This window comes from Streptomyces albireticuli (assembly GCF_021228125.1).
Taxonomy (GTDB): Bacteria; Actinomycetota; Actinomycetes; order Streptomycetales; family Streptomycetaceae; genus Streptomyces; species Streptomyces albireticuli.
In genome coordinates this window covers 468,352-487,491 of the sequence record NZ_JAJQQS010000003.1, presented here as the reverse complement: position 1 = coordinate 487,491, position 19,140 = coordinate 468,352, and the positions used below count along the sequence as shown (strand labels likewise).

Here is a 19,140-nt window from a genome sequence, read left to right as displayed (position 1 = left end):
CAGCCTCGGACAGGGGCGAAATCCAGCCCGGCCGGCGATTGAGGCCACCGCGCGGCAGCGCGGAACCGGGGGCCCGGGGGCTTGCCCCCGGTTACGGGAAGGGGCGGGTAGGGGAAAGCCCGCCGGCAGGCGACACCCCGCACCACCCACCCGCCCCGGACCCCGCCACCCCGCCCACCCACAGAAACCAGGAGCCATGCACCCGCAGAGCCCCGCACTCCGGAACCTCGCCGCCGCCGTCCGCAACAACACCCCCGGCGCCACCGACATCTTCTGGCGGCACGCCGCCACCTCCGGCACCCCCCTCGTCGAGCCCGACCCCACCGACCCCGGCAACCCCGCGTACCGCCTCGTCACATTCCTCTGGCGGGACGACCCGGCCGCCCCCGCCACCGACGTCCTCGCGCTCCTCCACACGGTCACCGACAAGGACCGGCACGCCCGCGACCTCAGCCCGCACCTGATGGAGAAGGTGCCGGGCACGGACGTCTGGGCGATCAGCCACCGGCTGCGGGCCGACCACCGGGCCGCGTACCAGTTCTTCGTGGCGCGCGGCCCCCGCGAGGAGACCCTGCGCACCGACCGCGAGGCGTGGCTGCGGGTGCTGGACGCGGCCGTTCCGGACCCGCTCGCCACGGTGCCGGTGCTGCCCTCCAAGGACGGCCGCAACCCGTCGTCCGTGCTGGAGCTGCCGGACGCCCCCGCCCAGAAGTGGGCCCTGCCGAGGGCGGAGGTGGCGCGCGGCAGGCGCGTCGAGGCGGAGGTCGACGGCCGGAAGGTGTCGGTGCACCTGCCCGCCGGGCACCGGGCCGGGGACGGGTCGTACGCCGTCGCCGTGCTGCTGGACGGCGAGATGTGGGGCCCGGTCCTGGGCTTCGGTGACACGCTCGACAACCTGCACGCGGAGCGGCGGATCGAGCCGACCGTGACCCTTCAGGTGCACACCATGGGCCGGGCGCGGCGGATGGCGGACCTCAGTTGCAGCGAGGAGTTCGTCGACTGGCTGGCGGACGTGCTGCTGCCGTGGGCCGCCGACGCGTACGGCGCCACGGGCGACCCGGCGCGCACGGTGGTGGCCGGGCAGAGCGCGGGCGGTCTGACGGCGGCGTTCGCGGCGTTCCGCAGGCCGGAGCGGTTCGGGAACGCGCTGTCGCAGTCGGGTTCCTTCTGGTGGCCGGACGACACCGAGTTCGACGGCGGCAGCGAGTGGCTGACGCGGCAGTACGCGGTGCGCGAGAAGCAGCCGGTCCGTTTCCATCTGGAGGTGGGCCTCCAGGAGTGGATGCTGCTCCCCCAGAACCGCCACCTGCGCAATGTGCTGGAGGCGCGCGGCTACGAGGTGACGTACCGGGAGTTCAACGGCGGGCACGACTACGCCTGCTGGCGCGGCGGGCTGGCCGACGGCCTCGCGGGGCTGCTGGGGCCGCGTTAGCACCGCGGGTTCACGAGAGCCTCATGACCGAGGCCCGCCATGACAGAGGTCCCTGACCGGCGCACTGCCGGTCAGGGACCTCTGTCATGGCGGGCGCGCCGTCCGGCGCGCGGGGCCTCAGGCCGCGGCGGGCGCCTGCTCGCCCTCCGGCTCGTCGTCGAACGGCGGCGGCGCGGGGGCCTCCTTGGGCATCCGCAGGGCGAAGAGCGTGCCCGCGGCCACCAGGCCGGCGGTGACCAGGATGCCCGTGCGGTACGGGCCGGGGTCGGCGTCGTGCGTGGACGTGGCGCCCGCGGCGGAGATGACCGCGGCGACGGCCGCGATGCCCAGTGCCCCGCCGAGGGTGCGCACGATGGTGAACAGGGCCATGGCCTGGCCCATGGCCGGGGGCGGTACGTCCGCGAACCCGGCGATCTGCACCGTGATCACGGCCGTGCCCAGCACCAGGCCGACGCAGAACATCAGCGCCCGGACGGCCCAGGCGTTCTCGGCCACGCCCGGTACGGCGAGCGCGGCGAAGACCGCCGTCGCCAGGACCAGGGCGGGCACGGCGAGCCACCGGGGGCCGAGCCGGGGCATCAGCCGGTCGGAGACCTGGGAGGCCAGCATCAGGCCGAGCGCCTCCGGGAAGACGCTCAGGCCCGCGTCGAGGGCCGAGGCCCCGAGGGCCGCCTGGTAGAGCAGCGGGAAGGCGAAGAGGACGCCCATCAGACCGGCCGAGGTGACCAGGGCGAGCACGGTGGCGGAGGAGAAGACCTTGTCCGCGAGGAGCCGCAGCCGGAGCAGCGGCGTCTTGGCGCGGACCAGGTGGACGCACCCGGCGACCAGCAGCGCCAGCCCGAGCGGGCCGGCCACGGCGACGGACGGGGAGGTCCAGCCGTGGGTGGGGCCGAAGCCCAGCGCGTAGGTGAGCAGGCCGAGCGCGGGGGTGGCGAGCAGGAAGCCCTTGAGGTCGAACCCGCCCTCGACGTCCTCCTTGTGCTCGCTCAGGCCCACCACTCCCAGCAGCACCGCCGCCGCGCCGATCGGCACGTTGACGAAGAACAGCCAGTGCCAGGAGAGGTGCTCGGTCAGGAAGCCGCCCAGCGGCGGGCCGAGGGCCGGCATCAGGGCCGTCGGCACGATGAGGACCTTCGACAGCTTCATCCGCTCGTGCGGCGGGAAGGCCCGGAAGAGCAGCGTCATGCCGACGGGCGTGAGCAGGCCGCCGGCGATGCCCTGGACGACGCGGGCGAGGACCAGCGTCTCCAGGTTCTGGGCGAGGCCGCAGACCGCGGAGGCGGCGGTGAAGACCGCGAGGGAGCCGAGGAAGACCTTCTTGGTGCCGAAGCGGTCGCCGAGCCAGCCCGCGACGGGCAGGGCGACGGCGAGCGCCACCAGGAAGGCGACCTCGACGGTGTTGGCGGCCGACACGGGTTCGCCGAAGTCCCAAGCGATGGTGAGCAGCGCCGGGTTGACGATGGTGGAGTCGAGGCCGTTCATGCACATCGCCGCCGTGTACACGATCACGACGGCGACGCGCGGGGATATGCCCTTCACCCCTGGGCCGCCGGGGCCAGGTCGGTCCAGTTCTCGGTGATCCAGTCCACGGCCGGCTGCCGCTCGCAGGGGCCGTGGACGAGGGTCCAGCCGTCCGGCACGGCGGCGAAACCCGGCCAGAGGCTGTGCCGGCCCTCGGCGTTGACGAGGACGAGGAAGGGGCCGTCTCCGTCGAAGGGGTTGGCGGGTGCGTCGCTCATGGGGTCAGTTCTCCAGGTTCTTCAGCTGGTCGGCGATGACGCTCGCGATGTGCGCGATCGGTTCGGGCAGGGTCATGTCCTTGTGCGAGCAGGCGACGTCGGTGTTGTCGATCCGCCCGGTCACGTAGGGGGCCCAGGTGTCCGGGGTGAGGGTGTCGTCGATGGTGTCGACGGTGGCCCGGAAGAAGAGCACGTCGCCCCGGAAGACGCGGTGGTCGAAGGCGCGCACCAGGTGGTTGGTGTTGAGGTAGGTGCGGTTGAGGGCCTCGATGGTGGCGTCGTCCAGGCTGGCCAGCGGGGAGCCCTCGCGGCGCAGCACCTCGGTGACGTGGGCGAGCTCGAAGGGCTTGCCGTCCAGGCTGTCCGGTCCGTAGCCGCCCATGGCGAGGAGTGCTTCGAGCGCCTCGGCCTGGTCGGGGACGGGCAGTTCGCGGAAGCCCTCGGCGGGGTAGGCGTCGAGGATCGCGAGGGTCTCGACCTCCTGGCCGAGGTCCTGGAGGCGGGTGGCCATGGCGTGGGCGATGATGCCGCCGGTGGACCAGCCGAGCAGGCGGTACGGGCCTTCCGGCTGGACCTCGCGGAGCCGGTCGACGTAGTGGGCGGCGAGCTCCTCCAGGGTCGCCGGGAGGGGTTCGGCGGCGGTGGCGGGTCCGACGCCCTGGGCCTGCATGCCGTAGATCGGCACGTCGGCGGGCAGGTGGCGGATGATGCCGGCGTAGCACCAGCTGAGGCCGCCGGCGGGGTGGACGCAGTACAGCGGGGCCTTGTCGCCGGGCGCGGCCGGGCGCAGCGGGAGCAGGACGTCCAGCTCGTCGGTGCGGTCGGTGGCGTCGAGTGCGGCGTCCAGGGCGGCGGCGGTGGGTGCCTGGAAAATGGTCCCGATGCCGACCTCGGCGCCGAGTGCCTCCTTGACGCGGCCGGCGAGGCGCACGGCGAGGAGGGAGTGGCCGCCGAGGTCGAAGAAGTTGTCGTCGACGCCGACCCGGGGCAGGCCCAGGACATCGGCGAAGATCGCGCAGAGCTGTTCCTCGCGGAGGCCGCGGGGGGCGCGGCCTCCGGTGACGGCGGCGGCGAGGTCGGGGGCGGGCAGGGCCTTGCGGTCGAGCTTGCCGTTGGCGGTCAGCGGGAGCCGGTCGAGGAGGACGACGGCCGACGGGACCATGTGGGCGGGCAGTTCGGTGCCGGCGTGCTCGCGCAGCAGGGCGGGCGTGGTCTCGCGGGCGGGTACGGCGTAGGCGACGAGGCGCTTGTCGCCGGGGGTGTCCTCGCGGACGACGACGGCCGCGTCGGCGACGTCGGGGTGGTCGGCGAGGACGCCCTCGATCTCGCCGAGCTCGATGCGGAAGCCGCGGATCTTCACCTGGTGGTCGGCGCGCCCGAAGTAGTCGAGGTTGCCGTCGTGGCGGCGGCGCGCGAGGTCGCCGGAGCGGTACATCGGGGTGCCGCTCTCGCCGAAGAGGTGGGCGAAGGGGTCGGCGACGAAGCGCTCGGCGGTCAGGGCGTGGCGGCCGAGGTAGCCGCGGGCGAGGCCCTCGCCGGCGACGTACATCTCACCGGTGACGCCGGGCGGGACGGGCTGGAGGTACTCGTCGAGGACGTAGACGCGCAGGTCGGGGATGTTGACGCCGATGGTGCTGGAGGCGCCGGCGGCGGCCTTCGCCCGGTCGAGGGCGATGTAGGAGACGTGCACGGTGGTCTCGGTGATGCCGTACATGTTGACGAGCGTGGGGGCGTCGTCGGCGTGCCGGTCGTACCAGTCGGCGAGGCGGGCGAGTTCGAGGGCCTCGCCGCCGAAGACGACGTAGCGCAGGGCCAGGTCGCTGCCGGGATGGTTCGCGCTCCTTTGCCGGTCCGCGGCCATCAGCTGGTAGAAGGCCGACGGCGTCTGGTTGAGGACGGTGACGCGTTCGGCGGCCAGCAGGCGGAGGAAGGCGGCGGGGTCGCGGCTGACGAGGTGGGGGACGACGACGAGCCGGCCGCCGTGCAGGAGGGCGCCCCACATCTCCCAGACGGAGAAGTCGAAGGCGTAGGAGTGGAAGAGCGTCCAGACGTCGTCGGCGTCGAAGCCGAACCACTGGTCGGTGGCGGAGAACAGCCGGGCGACGTTGTGGTGGGTGACGGGGACGCCCTTGGGTCGGCCGGTGGAGCCGGAGGTGTAGATGACGTAGGCGACGTCGTCGGGCCGCAGGGCGCGGGTGCGCTCGCCGGGGGTGAGGTCGGTGGGCGCGTGGTCCTGGGCGTCGGTGCCGTCGACGAGGACGACGGGCAGCTCGTGGGCGGGGATCCGGGCGGCGGTCGCGGTGTCGGTGACGACGGCGGCGGGGGCGGCGTCCTGGAGCATGTAGGCCAGGCGGTCGGCCGGGTAGTCCGGGTCCATCGGGAGGTAGGCGGCGCCGGACTTGGCGACGGCCAGCAGGCCGGTGACGAGCTCGGGGGAGCGCGGCAGGGCGAGGGCGACGATGGAGCCGGGGCCGATGCCGCGGGCGGCCAGCAGCCGGGCGAGGCGGTTGGCGCGGGCGGACAGCTCGCGGTAGGTGAGGGAGGCGCCGTCGCAGGTGACGGCGGTGCGGTCGGGGTGGCGGCGGGCGGCGTCCTCGTAGAGCTCGACGAGCGTCTGCTTGAACGGCTCGGGGGCGGGGGTGCCGGTGTTCCACTCGACGAGGGAGCGGTGGAGCTCGGCGTCGTCGAGGAGGGGCAGCCGGCCGAGGGGGGTGTCCGGGTCGGCCGCGGCCGCGGCGAGGAGCCGGGCGAGGTGGGTGGCGAGCGCCTCGGCGGTGGCCGCGTCGAAGAGGTCGGTGCGGTACTCGAGGAAGCCGGAGATGCCGCCGCCGGGCCGCTCGCCGGCGTTGAGGGTGAGGTCGAACTTGGCGGTGCCGGAGGGGACGGCGTCCATGCGGGCGGTGAGGCCGGGGCCCATCGCGAACTCGGCGTCGGGGACGGACTGCCAGGCGAGCATGACCTGGAAGAGCGGGTGCCGGGCGAGCGAGCGGGGCGGGTTGAGGTCCTCGACGAGGCGGTCGAAGGGCAGGTCCGCGTGCTCGTAGGCGGCCAGGGTGGAGGTGCGGACGCGGTCGAGGAGGGTGCGGAAGGTCGGCGCGCCGGAGGTGTCGGTGCGCAGCACGAGGGTGTTGACGAAGAAGCCGACAAGGTCGGCGGTGGCGTCCTGGTCGCGGCCGGCGACGGGGGTGCCGACGGGGATGTCGGTGCCGCAGCCGTAGCGGGTCAGGAGTGCCGCGAGGGCGGCCTGGACGACCATGAAGACGCTGGTGCCGGTGGTGCGGGCGAGCGCTTCGACGGCGGCGTGGGCGGCCGGGTCGAGGTGGAAGGGCGCGGTGGCACCGGCGTAGGAGGCGACGGCGGGACGCGGCCGGTCGGTGGGGAGTTCGAGCTGGTCGGGGAGGCCGGCGAGGGCCTGCCGCCAGTGGTCGAGCTGCCGTCCGGCGAGCGGGGTGGGCGCGTCGGCGGTGCCGAGGAGGCGCTGCTGCCAGGCGGTGTGGTCGGTGTACTGGACGGGCAGCGGGGCGAACGCGGGGGCGTGGCCCTCGGCGCGCGCCGCGTAGGCGGTGGCGAGGTCGCGGGCGAGCGGTGTGGTGGAGGCGCCGTCGCCGGCGATGTGGTGCAGGAGGACGAGCAGCGTGTGCTCCTCGGAGCCCTCGGTGCTCTCCTCAGCCGGGGAGCGGCCCCCGGAACCCCCGGTGAAGAGCGTGACGCGCAGCGGGGGTTCGGCGGCCAGGTCGAAGCAGTGCCGGACGGCTTCGGTGAGGTCCGCGGTGCGCGGGGCGGTGTGCAGCTCGGGGCGGGCCTCGGCGGGGGTCAGGATCCGCTGGTAGGGCTCGTTGTCGGCGGCGGGGTAGACGGTGCGGAGGGTCTCGTGGCGCTCGGTGAGGTCGCCGAGGGCGAGGCGCAGCGCGTCCTGGTCCACGGGCCCGGTGAGGGTGAGGAGCAGGGGGATGTTGTAGGTGGGGCTGGGGCCTTCGAGGCGGTGCATGAACCACAGCCGCTTCTGGGCCGGGGAGAGCGGCATCCGCTCCGCGCGGGGTACGGGCACGAGCTCGGGCCGCTCCTCGGGGGCGTCCGGCGCGGTGGCGCCCTCCAGGAGCGCGGCGAGGGCCGCGGGGGTGGGGTGGCGGAAGACGTCGGCGAGTCCGAAGCCCTCGTCGAGGGTCTCGCGGACGCGGGCGGCGATCCGGCCGGCGAGCAGGGAGTGGCCGCCCAGCTCGAAGAAGTCGGCGTGCGCGGAGGGGAGTTCCGGCAGGCCGAGGACGTCCTGGAAGAGGGCGCAGAGGGCGGCCTCGCGCGGGGTGCGGGGCTCCTGGCGCGCGCCGGCCTCGGTGGGCTCCGGGTCGGGCAGGGCGCGGTGGTCGAGCTTGTCGTTGGCGGTGCGGGGCAGGGCGTCGAGGAGGACGATCGCGCCGGGCACCATGTGGGCGGGCAGCAGTCCGGCGAGGTGGGCGCGCAGGGCCTCGGTGTCGGTGGCGCCGGGCGCGGTGGGCACGGCGTAGCCGAGGAGCCGCTTGCCGTGGGCGGTGTCGCGGGCGATGACGGCGGCCTGGGCGACGGCGGGGTGCGCGGCCAGGGTGGCCTGGATCTCGCCGAGTTCGATGCGGAAGCCGCGGATCTTCACCTGGTCGTCGGCGCGGCCGAGGAACTCCAGGGTGTTGTCGGGGCGGCGGCGGACCAGGTCGCCGGTGCGGTACATGGCGGCGCCGGGCTCGCCGTGGAGGGCGCCGAAGGGGTCGGCGGTGAAGCGCTCGGCGGTGAGGTCGGGGCGGCCGAGGTAGCCGCGGGCCAGGCAGGCGCCGGCGATGTAGAGCTCGCCGGTGACGCCGGCGGGGGCGGGGCGCAGGGAGTTGTCGAGGACGTAGGCGCGGGAGCCGCGGACGGGGCGGCCGGCGGCCGGGGCGCCCGCGCCGTCGCCGGGCACCCAGTAGTAGGCGTCGACGGTGGTCTCGGTGGGCCCGTAGAGGTTGAGGGGGGTGAGGCCGTCGGTGGCGGCGAGGGTCTGCCACAGCGGCTCGGGGACGGTCTCGCCGCCGACGACGACCATGGCGGGGCGGTGCCGGTCCGCGTCGAGCAGGCCCTCCGCGAGGAGCGCCTCGACGTAGGAGGGGGTGGCGTCGAGGTAGTCGACGCGGTGCTCGTGGACGTAGGCGGCGAGGGCGGCGGTGTCGCGGTAGCCGGCGTCGTCCAGGAGGTGCAGTTCGTGGCCGTGGACCATCCAGATGACGGGGTCCCAGGAGGCGTCGAAGGCGAAGGAGGCGCTGTGGGCGACGCGCAGCCGGTCGCGGCCCGCGCGGGCGACGGCGGGGGCGATGTGGTCGGTGCCGTGTCCGGCGTGGAGGTTGGCGAGCGAGGCGTGGGTGACGACGACGCCCTTGGGCCGGCCGGTGGAGCCGGAGGTGTGGATGATGTACGCGGCCTGGCCGAGGGCGGGCGCCTGGGGCGCGGTGGCGGGCCGGGCGTCGATCCGGGCGCGGGTGGCCGGGTCGTCGAGGAGCAGGGTGGGTATGGAGTGCGCGGGCAGGCCGGCCACGGCGTCGGCGGTGCCGACGACGCAGGCGGGCCGGGTGTCCTCCAGGACGGCGGTGAGGCGCTGTTCGGGGTGGCCGAGGTCCAGGGGCTGGCAGACGCCGCCCGCCTTGAGGACGGCGAGCAGGGCGACGACGGTGTCGGTGCTCCGGGGCAGGGCGAGGGCGACGGGGGTCTCGGCCCGTACGCCGGCGGCGGTCAGCTCGTGGGCGAGGCGGTTGGCGCGCTCGTCCAGGTCGCCGAAGGTGAGGGCGGTGCCGTTGCTGCGGACGGCGACGGCGTCGGGGGTGCGGGCCGCCTGCGCGGCGAAGAGCTCGGGGAGGGTGTGCTCGGGGGCGGGCTCGCTACGGCCCTCGGTGGCGCGGTGGATCTCGTCGGCGCCGAGGAGGTCGAGGGTGCCGACGGGCCGGGACGGGTCGTCGAGGAGCAGGCCGGCGAGGGCGTCGAGGTAGCGGAGGAGGGCGTCCTCGTGGTCGGCGAGCGCCGCGTCGTCGTAGCGGGCGGGGTTGGCGTCGAAGCCCAGTCCGAGGGAGCCGTCGGGGGCGGGGGTGGCGGCGACGGCGAGGTCGTCGACGGGGCCGGCGGCGAGGTTGCGGACGGTGCCGGGGAGCCCGCCGAAGTCGAGGTCGCCCTCGAACGCCTTGATGTTGACCATCGGGCCGAAGAGCGGGGTCTCGGCGCCGGTGAGGCCGAGGTCGCGGCGGAGGTCCTCCAGCCGGTAGCGCTGGTGGCGGCGGACGGCGCGGACGGCGAGGACGACGCGGCGCAGGAGTTCGGCGCCGGTGTCCTGGGGGCGGACGGTGACGCGCAGCGGCATGACGTTGACGGTCATGGCGGGGGTGCGCAGGGCGGCGGGGCCGCGGCGGTTCATCAGGGGCAGGCCGAGGACGACCTCGTGGGTGCCCGTGACGCGGTGGACGTATCCGGCGGTGGCCGCGATGAGGAGCTCGGCCCAGGTGGCCTTGACGGCCCCGGCGGCCGCTTCCAGGCGGGGCATGGTCCCGGCGGGGAGGGTGCCGGTGCGGCGCAGCGTCTCGCCGGCGGGGGCGGCGGGGCGGGTGGAGAGGGAGACGGGCTCGGGGCGGTCCGCGAGGTGCGTGCGCCAGAAGTCGCGGTCGGCGGTGTGCCGGGGGCTCGCGAGGTACTCGGCCTCGTCGGCGACGAGCTCGCGGAGGGTGCCGAAGGGGTTGTCGGAGGGCTCCTCGCCGGCGGCCAGGGCGGTGTAGATCTCGGCGGTGCGGCGGCCGATGAGCGTCAGGGCGTAGGCGTCGACGGCGAAGTGGTGGACGCGCTGGTACCACCAGTAGCGCTCGTCGGCGAGGCGGAGGAGGGCCTGGGTGACGAGCGGTCCGCGGGTGAGGTCGACGGGGCGGTCGAGGTCCTCGCGCATCCAGCGCTCGGCCTCGGCCCGCGGGTCGGCGGCGTCCCGCAGGTCGACGCGGTGGAGCTCGGTCTCCGTGCCGGTGAGGCGCTGCGCGGGCGGGGTGTCGGCGCCGCCCGGGGTGGCGAGCAGGGACAGGGTCTCGGCCTCGCGGGCGGTGCGGCGCAGGGCGCGCGCGAAGAGCTCCTCGTCCAGGGGGCCCGTTATCTCCACGCGGTCACCGGTGTTGTAGACCGGGTTGTCGGGGGCGAGCTCCTGCGCGTACAGGATTCCGGCCTGGGCGGCGAGCAGGGGCAGCTCGGCATCGGCGGGACCGGCGGCAGAAGGCTCGACCTGGTGGTGACGCATGGCGTGGGGACTCCCGTTGTGATGACAGCGATCTGGCCACACCGGACCCCCCGGCATGTCAGCTTAGGGAAGCCTAAGCTATTTTTTTGCCTGCTCGTGAGACTCCCTCAGCTGAGCGGGCGAAACGAACAGGAGCCACCTCATGACCGCGGCCGACGGCCTCAAATCCGCCCTGCGCGCACGCGTGCTCGATCACCGCGACGACCTCCTGTCGCTGAGCCGGCGCATCCACGCGCATCCCGAGACCGCCTTCGAGGAGCACCGCGCCGCGGCGTGGTGCGCCGAGTTCCTGCGCGGGCACGGTTTCGACGTGACGGCCCCGGCGTACGGGCTCGACACCGCGTTCGCCGCGACGGTGGGCTCCGGTCCGGTGACCGTGGCGCTCGCCTGCGAGTACGACGCGCTGCCCGGCCTCGGGCACGCCTGCGGGCACAACCTGATCGCCGCCGCGGGCCTCGGCGCGGCCCTGGCCCTCGCGCCGTACGCCGATGAACTCGGTCTGACGGTCCGGGTTCTGGGCACCCCGGCCGAGGAGCGTGGCGCGGGCAAGGCACTGATGCTGGAGGCGGGCGCGTTCGAGGGGGTGGACGCCGCGATGATGGTGCACCCGTGCCCGTTCGAGGTCGCGGAGTTCCGCTCCTTCGCGCTGGGCACGCTCTCCGTGGCGTACACCGGCAAGGCCGCGCACCCGAGCCTCAACCCGCACGAGGGCCGCAACGCCGCGGACGCCCTGACGGTGGCCCAGGTGGCCCTGGGCCTGCTGCGCCAGCAGCTGCCGCCGCACTGGAAGGTGCACGGTGTGACGACGGGCGCGGGAACGGCGCCGAACCTCATCCCGGACCGGGCGACGGCCGAGTACGAGATCCGCGCGTCGGCCGCCGAGGACCTGCGGGAGCTGCGGGAGCGCGTCGAGGCGTGCTTCCGGGCGGGGGCGCTGGCGACGGGCTGCGAGGTGGAGCTGACCCGGCCCGAGCCGGACTACCTCGACTTCCGCACCGACGCCGGGCTGATCTCCCTGTGGCAGGCCAACGCCCGCGCCCTGGGCCGCCCGGAGCCGCAGCGGCGTGACGCGTTCGCGTGCACGGACATGGGCAACGTCTCCCACGCGGTCCCGTCGATCCATCCCGTCCTCGACATCTCGGGTGGGGCGTGCGGCCCTCATGAGCCGGAGTTCGTCCAGGCGGCGGTGTCGCCGATGGGTGAGCGGGCGCTGCTCGACGGCGCGGTGGGAATGGCGTGGACGGCGGCGGACTTCGCGGCGGCGAAGCGCGCCTGATCTCCCGGGGCTCCGCCCCTGACCCTGGCCGCTCAAACGCCGGACGGGCTGATTCCCAGCCCGTCCGGCGTTTGAACTCCCCGTACGGGGTGGGGCGTCGTCAGGACTTCGCGCCCAGCGCCTTCACGATGTCGTCGATGACGGCGGAGCTGGCTAGCGGGCCGCCGCGGGTCGACCAGACCGAACCGTCCACGGTCACGGCGTGGTTCTTCTTGACCGCGTTCAGGTCCTTGTAGGCCGGCTTCTCCTGGACGTCCTTCAGGGCCTTCTCACCGTCGGAGGTGAGGGTGGAGAGGAACAGCCAGTCGCCGTCGATCTCGTTGATCTTCTCGAGGCTGAGGGCCGGCGTGTGGGCGTTGCCGTCCTTGTCCTGGGACTTGGGGCGCTTCAGGCCCATGTCCAGGGCGACGCCGCTGGCGAACTGCTTCTTCTCCATCCAGCTGGGGCCGTCCGGGTTCCAGCGGACGATGCTGACCTCGGCGCCCTTGTTGTCGCCCAGGCCCTCGCCGGCCTTCTTGGCCTTGGCCTCGTAGTCGGTGATGACCTTGTTGGCCTTGTCCATGGCGTTCACGGCGTTGCCGATGCCCCGGAAGGAAAGCTTCCAGTCGTCGGTCGGGGCCATGGTGACCAGGGTGGCCGGGGTGATCTCGCGCAGCTGCTTGAGCACCTGCTCGTCCTGCATGTCACCGGCGAGGATGAGGTCGGGCTTGGCGGCCAGCACCTTGTCCATCACGGGCTGGAGCAGATTGCCGACGACATTGATGCCCTTGACCTTGTCGTCGAGGTAGGCCGGCGGCTTGTTCAGGCCCTGGCCGTTGGTGATGCCGACCGGCTTGAGGCCGAGCGCGAGCACCGCGTCCAGGTCCTCCTGGGTGAGCGTCACGATCCGCTTGGGGTTCGCCGGGACCTGGACGGCCTTGCCGGTCGCGTCCTTGACCGTGCGCGTGCCGCCCGCCTCGGACGTCGCCTCCGTCTTCTTGTCGGAGCCCTTGTCCGAGTCCGAGCCGCAGCCCGTCACCAGCACGGCTGCCGCCCCCACGGCGGCGAGGACCTGTACCGCGCGGCGCGGGGTGGACAGGAGGAGGCGGTGGGGTGCGGTCATCAAAAGCTCCGGGCGTGAAAAGGAAGCGAGAAAACGGGGAAAGACGGTCGCGGATCGTACGGGTGTCCCCTCGCACTGACCTGCGACAGCCATTAGGTTAGCCTTACCTTAAAGCCCTCAGGCAAGAGGGTCCACACCCAACCGGCGATCTTCTGGAAAGGCCTCTGCCCGTGGAGCTCCGCGTAGAACAGCTCGTCGCCGGCTATCCCGGCCACCGCGCCGTGGCCGGCGTCGACCTCACCATCCCCTCGGGGCAGGTCGTCGCGATCGTCGGACCCAACGGCTGCGGCAAGTCCACACTGCTGCGGTCCGTCGCCCGCCTGCACCAGCCCGAGTCCGGCCGGGTCCACGCGGGGGACGCCGACATCTGGGAGCTGAAGCAGCGTCAGGCCGCCCACCGCATCGCCCTCCTCCCCCAGTCCCCGCTCGCCCCCGAGGCGGTCACCGTCGCCGGGCTCGTGCGCTACGGCCGCCACCCGCACCAGGGCCTCTTCCGGCAGTGGTCGCGCGACGACGAGCGGGCCGTCGAGGAGGCCCTGCGGGCCACGGGCGTCGCCGCCCTCGCCGACCGCCGCCTGGACCAGCTCTCCGGCGGCCAGCGGCAGCGCTGCTGGCTGGCGATGGTCCTCGCCCAGGAGACCCCGATCGTCCTCCTCGACGAGCCGACCAGCGCCCTCGACATCGGCCACGCCGTGGAGGTCCTCGACCTCGTGCGCGAGGTGTCCGTCGCGGGCCGTACGGTCGTGATGGTCCTGCACGACCTGGCCAGTGCCGCGCGCTACGCGGACACGGTGGTCGCCATGAAGGACGGCCGGATCGTCGCCCACGGCGCGCCGCGCGACGTCGTCGACACGGAGCTGGTGCGCGAGCTGTACGGCATCGAGGCGGACATCCTCCAGGCGCCGGACGACGGTTCACCGGTCGTGGTCCCGTCGGCGCGGCGGCCTGTGGCGGTCAGCGCGGCCTAGCCGCACGCGGCTCCGGCCCCGGGCCCCGGCCGGACGCGGCCCGTCCTGTACCCACGGGTACAGTGCCGAGGTGAGCACCTCGGACCGCCTCATCGAAAGCACCCGCGCCCTCCTCTGGGAACGCGGCTACGTCGGCACCAGCCCCAAGGCCATCCAGCAGCGCGCCGGCGCCGGACAAGGCAGTATGTACCACCACTTCACCGGCAAGCCGGACCTCGCCCTCGCCGCGATCCGCCGGACCGCCGAGGAGATGCGGGCCAAGGCCGAGGAGCAGTTCTCCGGGCCGGGCACGGCCCTGGAGCGGATCTCCGCCTACCTCCTGCGGGAGCGGGACGTCCTCAAGGGCTGCCCGGTCGGCGGACTCGCCCAGGACCCGGACATCGTGGCCGACCCGGAGCTGCGCCGTCCCGTCGAGGAGACCTTCGACTGGCTTCGCGGCCGGCTCGCCCAGCTGCTCGCCGAGGGCCGCGAGCGCGGCGAGCCGATCGCCGCCCTCGACCCCGCCGAGACGGCGTCGGCCGTGGTCGCCGTGCTCCAGGGCGGGTACGTCCTCGCCCGCGCGGCCGGTTCGGCCGAGCCCTACGACCAGGCCGTCAAGGGCGTGCTGGGGCTGCTCGCGGCGCACACCTCGCCGTAGCGGCGGGACCGGCCGGGACCCGGCGGTTCCCGAACTCCCCCGCGAGGAGGCGGGCGTCGGCGGTCAGGACGGCTTCGACGACATCACCGTCGAGGGCATCGCCGGGCGGCACGGGTTCCCCCTGACGGGATTCCGCGCCTCCAGCACCGAGGCGAGCCTGCGTTTCGCATGGCCGATGTGGGACCGCACGGAGGCCTCCTCGGTCCCGAGGAGGCCCGCGACCTGGCCCACGCTGTAGCCGATCAAGCAGGTGAGGACGAGGGCGTCGGACTGCCGCTCGGGCAGCCGGGCCAGGGCCGCGTAGAGCCCGATCCGCCGCTCCAGCCGCGCGAAGCGGCGCGCGCACTCCCCGGCCGGCGGCAGGGGGTCCCCGCCGCCGGTGCCGTGGAAGGCGGCCGTGGCCAGGGCGGTGCCCCGGCCGCGGCCGGTCAGCCAGCCGTCGACCCGCTCCTTCAGCAGCGACCAGGCGTAGGAGTCCGCCGACCGCTGGCGCAGGACGTGCGGCCACAGCGCGGCCAGTTGGTCGAAGGTCTCCTCGGAGATCCTGGCGGCGGCGTCCCGGTCACCGGTGTGCACATAGGCGTAGACCCGCCACTTGCTCGCGTGCAGTTCACGGAAGGCGGCGAAGGTGAGCGCCATCCGGCGGCCGGACATGCCGGACGGCGGGGGCCGCTCCGAGTCTCCACTCACAGATCCCTCGATCCGTACGAAGCCGCGCGGTGTGGGCTGGTGTGCCGGTATGCGCTCGGCATCCAATGAACCGGAGAATTGATCCGGTCATGCGGCAACACATCAAAAATTTTAGCTCTCCGCATCCAACTGGTTACTCGTATGCGCTCATTGAAGTGGGTACGTATGACGACCCGACAAGCCGTGGCGGCCGGCCCGGCCCGGCGCCCGCGTCGTCCACCGCCGGCACCCCGGCCGACCCGGGACGCCTTGAGCACTTCGGCGCTAGATGGCGTACTGCCAGACCGTGACCATGTACGCCCCGTACCAGCAGCCGAAGAGGGTGGCGGCGGTCAGGGAGACGGCCACCGTGCGGTCGGTGGCCCGTGCCAGGGCGCGGGCGGCCGGCAGGAGGAAGAGGACGGCGGGGACCAGCAGCCGCAGCTTGGAGTGCGAGTAGTTGCTCTGCGCGAGGGTGAGCACGACGATGCCCGTGCCGTAGACGAGCAGCGGCGGCCAGGTGCCCCGGTGCCAGGTGAGGAACGTGGCGCAGAGGAGGCCGAGGAGGAGGACGGCGGTGCTCACCGCCACCCAGCCCTCGCCCCGCCGGAAGGTGTCGCCGAGGAAGTCGAGGAAGGCGGCGCCGTTGTCCCAGTGGGTGCCCCAGCCGGCTTCCTGGATGCGGAACCACGCGCCCGGCTCGCCCAGCCGCCGTCCCACCCACCACAGGTAGAGGGGGGTGCTCACACAGCCGAGGGCCACGGCCGCGACCGGGCGCCAGGTGAGGCGGCGCTCGCGCAGCAGGTGCAGTCCGGCGGCGACGGCCAGGGCGGCGACGACGGCCGCGGCGGCGGGCCGGGTCAGCCCGGTGAGGAAGGCGAGGGCGCCGGCGGTGAGCCAGGCCCGGTGGTGCGCCGCGAGGAGCGTCCCGACGGCCAGGGCCAGGAAAAGGGCCTCGCTGTAGGACATCAGGAAGGTCAGGGCCATCGGCTGTGCGCCGGCCAGCAGGACGAGGGCGATGGTCGCGGTCCGGCGCCCGTACAGCCGGTCGACGAGGCGGTGCGTGACGACGAGCGCGGCGATCAGCGAGAGGTGGGCGGCGATGATGCCCGAGGTCCCGTGGTCGAGGCGGGTGACGGTGTGGACCACTCGGATCAGGGTCGGGAACAGCGGGAAGAACGCCAGGTTGTTGCCGTCGAGCCGGCCGTCCTCCTTGTAGGTGAAGGAGTCGGGGTAGCCGTTCTCCGCGATGTCGACGTACAGGCCTCCGTCCCAGGCCAGGAGCAGCTTGCGGAGGCCGGCGTCCTCGGGGCCGCGCATGGCGGCGAGCAGGACGAGATGGAGCGTGGTGGTGACGGCGTAGACCACGAGCGCGGGCAGCGCCAGAACGAAGATACGTTTCGCCGGAGGGACGGGCTCCGGCTTCCTCCACGACGGTCGGGCGCGGGGCTCCGTCGCGGAGGAGCCGGGTATCAGATCCGGTTTCATCGTTTTCATGCCGTTTCGTCGGGTGGTGGCCATGAAGGTCCGGGGGTGCCTGGGCGGTTCGGGCTCCCTGGGCGTTCGGGTGCGCCCGGGTGCTTCTCGCGTGCCCGGGAGGTTCTTGTGCCCGGGTGGTTCGCGCCGCGCGCGGGGAGCGGCGGCGGGCGGGGCTCGGTCAAACCGTGGGGTAGTGCTCCGCGCGCGCGGCGGTGACCAGGGCGGAGACGTCCGCCCAGTCGAGCCCCGCCGCGTGCGCCCGGCCCATCCAGTCCGAGAGCTCCGCCCGGAACGGGGAGTCCCCGAGGGGCCGGGCCTGCGCCGGGACGGCGCTGACGAACGTCCCCACACCGGGGCGGGCCTCGACGAGCCCCAGGTGTTCGAGCTCCCGGTACGCCTTGAGCGTCGTGTTGGGATTGAGTTTGGTGTCCCGGGCGACGCGCGCCGCGGTCGGCAGCTGGTCGCCCACGGCGAGGATGCCGAGGCGCAGCGCTTCCTGTACCTGTTGGACGATCTGGAGATAGGCGGCCATGCCGCCGTGCCGGTCGATCCTGAACTCGACCATGTACCGGCCCCCCTCAATCCCTGCGTGTGCGCGTCGACCCGATGACGGCACGGCTCACAGGGGCCGCCTGCGGGCCCACCACACGGTGAAGGTGAGGATCGCGGCGGTCAGGGCCAGCAGGATCGCGGCACCCGTCCATTGCATGGCGTTCATCTGGTCGTATCCGAAGTATTCCAGGCGGTGGGCGACGATACCTTCGTTCGCCCGGCATCCCTCCGGTGTGGACTCGTTGAAGCAGGTGCCGAAGCCGTGCAGGCCGCCGTGCGCGTCGACGGTCCACTCGTCGTGCCACACCGCGCCCTCGGGGAGCTTGGGCCTGCCCGCCTCCACGGGGGAGGTGAGGGTGCGGGCGGTGCCGAGCCGTGGCCGGACGGTGTCCCAGAGGATCTCCACGGCGTAGGCGAAGCCGAAGGTGAGCACCATCGCGACCACCGTGCGGCGGAGGAACATGCCGAGGGCGGCGCCCGCGGCGAAGTGGAGCAGCGCCATCGCCACCAGCATGGGGCCGGTGTTGTCGAAGACGCCGCTCTCGTCCCAGTGACCGCTGTTGACGTAGAGGTGCGCGGGCTCCCACCACCAGGTGAAGACGGCGGAGAGGGCGGCCGAGCACACGAGGGTGACCAGCGCCGCGAGTCCGAGCTTGGTGAGGATCCAGCGGCCGCGCGTCATCGACTGGGTGGTGACCAGCTTCACGGTGCCGCGTTCGCGGTCGCCGGAGATCAGCGGGGCGCCGAGGAAGACTCCGGCGACGACGGGCACCAGGGAGAGTGTCCAGGTGGCGCTCTGGAAGGCGGAGGACTGCGCGCCCTGGAACGCCTCCAGGACGTCGACGGCCGTGCCGTCGGTCCGGGCGCGCGCGAGGAAGTCCCGGGTGGTGCCGCGCTGCCACAGCATGTTCACGCACGAGGCCGCGGCGAGCAGGAGGCAGGCGACGAAGGCGGTTCGGTGCTGGCGCCAGACCAGCCAGGCCATGCCGCGCATGACGCGGGGCGGCCGCTTGCCCTGCTCGGCGCGCGGGTCCTGCTTCGCGGTCGTGGTCATGCCGCCACCTCCGGGGCGTCGTCGAGGTCACCGGGACGGGCGTCCGCGGTGATCAGGGGCGGTGCCCCGGGGGACCTCAGGTAGGCGAGGAGCACTTCTTCGAGGGTGGGTTCACCGGTCCGCCAGTCGCCCTCCACCGGGCCTTCCGGGCGGATCAGCCCGGTGAACTGGCGTCCCACGACACGTGATTCGACGACGGTGTGCCGGGCGATCTCCGGCGGTACGCCGTCGACGAGGCGGGCACCGGTCACCAGGCTGTGGGCGGACAGCAGCGCGTCGACCTCTCCGGCGAGGCGGAGCCGCCCGTCGGCGACGGCCAGCAGGTAGTCGCACATGGTGGACACGTCGGACAGCTGGTGCGAGGACATGACGACGGTCGTGCCCTGCTCGGCGGCCTCGGACATCAGCAGTCCGGCGATCTCATGGGCGGCGAGCGGGTCCAGCTCGGCCAGGGGCTCGTCCAGGAGCAGCAGGTCGGGGCGCTTGCCGAAGGCCAGGGCGAGCGCGACCCGGGAGCGCTGGCCGCCGGAGAGGGCTCCGGCCCGCGCGTGGAGGGGCAGCTTGCCGGAGCGTACGATCCGCGTGGCGACCTCGCGGTCCCACCGGGGGTTGAGCTCCTCGCCCATCCGCAGATGGTCCTCGACGGTGAAGCGCGGGAACAGCGGTTTGTCCTGGGCCAGGAAGGCGCACCGGGCCGGCACGCCGGCCTCGGCCACGGGCGTACCGAAGAGCCGCAGGCTCCCGCCCGTGGGCCGCGTGATGCCGGCGGCCATGTTCAGCAGCGTGCTCTTGCCCGCGCCGTTCGACCCCACGAGTCCGCACACGACACCGGCCGGCACCCGGAACGAGCAGTCGCGGACGGCCCAGCGCCGCCGGTACCGCTTGCCGAGTCCGCGTGCCTCGATCGCCCAGCGGCTCCCCTCGCCGCTCGGAGGTATCCCCACCATCGCCCACCTTGCTAATTCACTAGTCAG

The 19,140-nt window shown here is 73.8% G+C and carries 13 protein-coding genes; 4 read left to right on the top strand and 9 right to left on the bottom strand.

The window, feature by feature from the left end:
- Positions 1-196 precede the first annotated feature (196 nt).
- The gene (gene fes, locus LUZ64_RS06815; protein WP_095579571.1) at positions 197-1,432 is read left to right on the top strand and encodes an enterochelin esterase; all 1,236 of its coding nucleotides are present in this window, start codon (positions 197-199) and stop codon (positions 1,430-1,432) included.
- 117 nt (positions 1,433-1,549) lie between these two features.
- Here the strand turns inward: fes and LUZ64_RS06810 are convergent, their stop codons facing one another.
- The 3 genes from LUZ64_RS06810 to LUZ64_RS06800 are packed head-to-tail and all read right to left on the bottom strand — an operon-like array spanning position 1,550 to position 10,429.
- Positions 1,550-2,971: a DHA2 family efflux MFS transporter permease subunit gene (locus tag LUZ64_RS06810; protein ID WP_267897158.1), complete on the bottom strand. Its 1,422-nt coding sequence runs from the start codon at positions 2,969-2,971 to the stop codon at positions 1,550-1,552.
- Entirely contained in the window at positions 2,968-3,171 is a 204-nt protein-coding gene (locus tag LUZ64_RS06805; RefSeq protein WP_095579572.1) for an MbtH family protein, read from the bottom strand. Before LUZ64_RS06805 ends, LUZ64_RS06810 begins: the two co-directional genes overlap by 4 nt.
- Positions 3,172-3,175: 4 nt before the next feature.
- Positions 3,176-10,429, bottom strand: coding sequence for a non-ribosomal peptide synthetase (locus LUZ64_RS06800; protein WP_232389751.1), 7,254 nt, complete (start codon positions 10,427-10,429; stop codon positions 3,176-3,178).
- Positions 10,430-10,571: 142 nt separating this feature from the next.
- Here LUZ64_RS06800 and LUZ64_RS06795 point away from each other — a divergent pair, with 142 nt between their 5' ends.
- Positions 10,572-11,705, top strand: a complete 1,134-nt coding sequence (locus tag LUZ64_RS06795) for a M20 family metallopeptidase (RefSeq protein WP_095580058.1) — start codon at positions 10,572-10,574, stop codon at positions 11,703-11,705.
- A gap of 100 nt (positions 11,706-11,805) precedes the next feature.
- Here LUZ64_RS06795 and LUZ64_RS06790 read toward each other — a convergent pair whose 3' ends face one another.
- A complete protein-coding gene (locus tag LUZ64_RS06790; protein ID WP_095580060.1) occupies positions 11,806-12,807 on the bottom strand; it encodes an ABC transporter substrate-binding protein in 1,002 nt (333 codons plus the stop codon).
- 170 nt (positions 12,808-12,977) lie between these two features.
- Between LUZ64_RS06790 and LUZ64_RS06785 the strand changes: the two genes are divergently transcribed.
- A complete protein-coding gene (locus LUZ64_RS06785) occupies positions 12,978-13,775 on the top strand; it encodes an ABC transporter ATP-binding protein (RefSeq protein WP_095580062.1) in 798 nt (265 codons plus the stop codon).
- 70 nt (positions 13,776-13,845) lie between these two features.
- Positions 13,846-14,412 carry a TetR/AcrR family transcriptional regulator gene (locus LUZ64_RS06780; RefSeq protein ID WP_095580064.1) on the top strand — a complete coding sequence of 189 codons (567 nt, stop codon included), beginning with the start codon at positions 13,846-13,848 and terminating at the stop codon, positions 14,410-14,412.
- Between the two features lie 63 nt (positions 14,413-14,475).
- Here LUZ64_RS06780 and LUZ64_RS06775 read toward each other — a convergent pair whose 3' ends face one another.
- From LUZ64_RS06775 to LUZ64_RS06755, 5 genes are all read right to left on the bottom strand, one after another.
- A complete protein-coding gene (locus LUZ64_RS06775) occupies positions 14,476-15,102 on the bottom strand; it encodes an RNA polymerase sigma factor (RefSeq protein WP_232389752.1) in 627 nt (208 codons plus the stop codon).
- A gap of 264 nt (positions 15,103-15,366) precedes the next feature.
- Entirely contained in the window at positions 15,367-16,578 is a 1,212-nt protein-coding gene (locus LUZ64_RS06770; protein ID WP_232389753.1) for a putative hexosyltransferase, read from the bottom strand.
- 160 nt (positions 16,579-16,738) lie between these two features.
- Positions 16,739-17,125: a GntR family transcriptional regulator gene (locus LUZ64_RS06765; protein WP_095580066.1), complete on the bottom strand. Its 387-nt coding sequence runs from the start codon at positions 17,123-17,125 to the stop codon at positions 16,739-16,741.
- A gap of 54 nt (positions 17,126-17,179) precedes the next feature.
- Positions 17,180-18,166: an ABC-2 membrane transporter-related protein gene (locus LUZ64_RS06760; RefSeq protein WP_232389754.1), complete on the bottom strand. Its 987-nt coding sequence runs from the start codon at positions 18,164-18,166 to the stop codon at positions 17,180-17,182.
- On the bottom strand, positions 18,163-19,113 hold the full coding sequence (locus LUZ64_RS06755) for an ATP-binding cassette domain-containing protein (protein WP_095580068.1): 951 nt from the start codon (positions 19,111-19,113) through the stop codon (positions 18,163-18,165). The genes LUZ64_RS06760 and LUZ64_RS06755 overlap by 4 nt, the downstream gene beginning before the upstream one ends.
- Positions 19,114-19,140 lie beyond the last annotated feature (27 nt).

Bases quoted from the DNA above. Each gene is read 5' to 3' on its own strand.
- LUZ64_RS06800 (WP_232389751.1), bottom strand. From the start codon at position 10,429: ATGCGTCACCACCAGGTCGAGCCTTCTGCCGCCGGTCCCGCCGATGCC.
- LUZ64_RS06770 (WP_232389753.1), bottom strand. From the start codon at position 16,578: ATGAAAACGATGAAACCGGATCTGATACCCGGCTCCTCCGCGACGGAG.
- LUZ64_RS06760 (WP_232389754.1), bottom strand. From the start codon at position 18,166: ATGACCACGACCGCGAAGCAGGACCCGCGCGCCGAGCAGGGCAAGCGG.
- LUZ64_RS06805 (WP_095579572.1), bottom strand. From the start codon at position 3,171: ATGAGCGACGCACCCGCCAACCCCTTCGACGGAGACGGCCCCTTCCTC.
- LUZ64_RS06790 (WP_095580060.1), bottom strand. From the start codon at position 12,807: ATGACCGCACCCCACCGCCTCCTCCTGTCCACCCCGCGCCGCGCGGTA.
- LUZ64_RS06755 (WP_095580068.1), bottom strand. From the start codon at position 19,113: ATGGTGGGGATACCTCCGAGCGGCGAGGGGAGCCGCTGGGCGATCGAG.
- LUZ64_RS06765 (WP_095580066.1), bottom strand. From the start codon at position 17,125: ATGGTCGAGTTCAGGATCGACCGGCACGGCGGCATGGCCGCCTATCTC.
- LUZ64_RS06795 (WP_095580058.1), top strand. From the start codon at position 10,572: ATGACCGCGGCCGACGGCCTCAAATCCGCCCTGCGCGCACGCGTGCTC.
- fes (WP_095579571.1), top strand. From the start codon at position 197: ATGCACCCGCAGAGCCCCGCACTCCGGAACCTCGCCGCCGCCGTCCGC.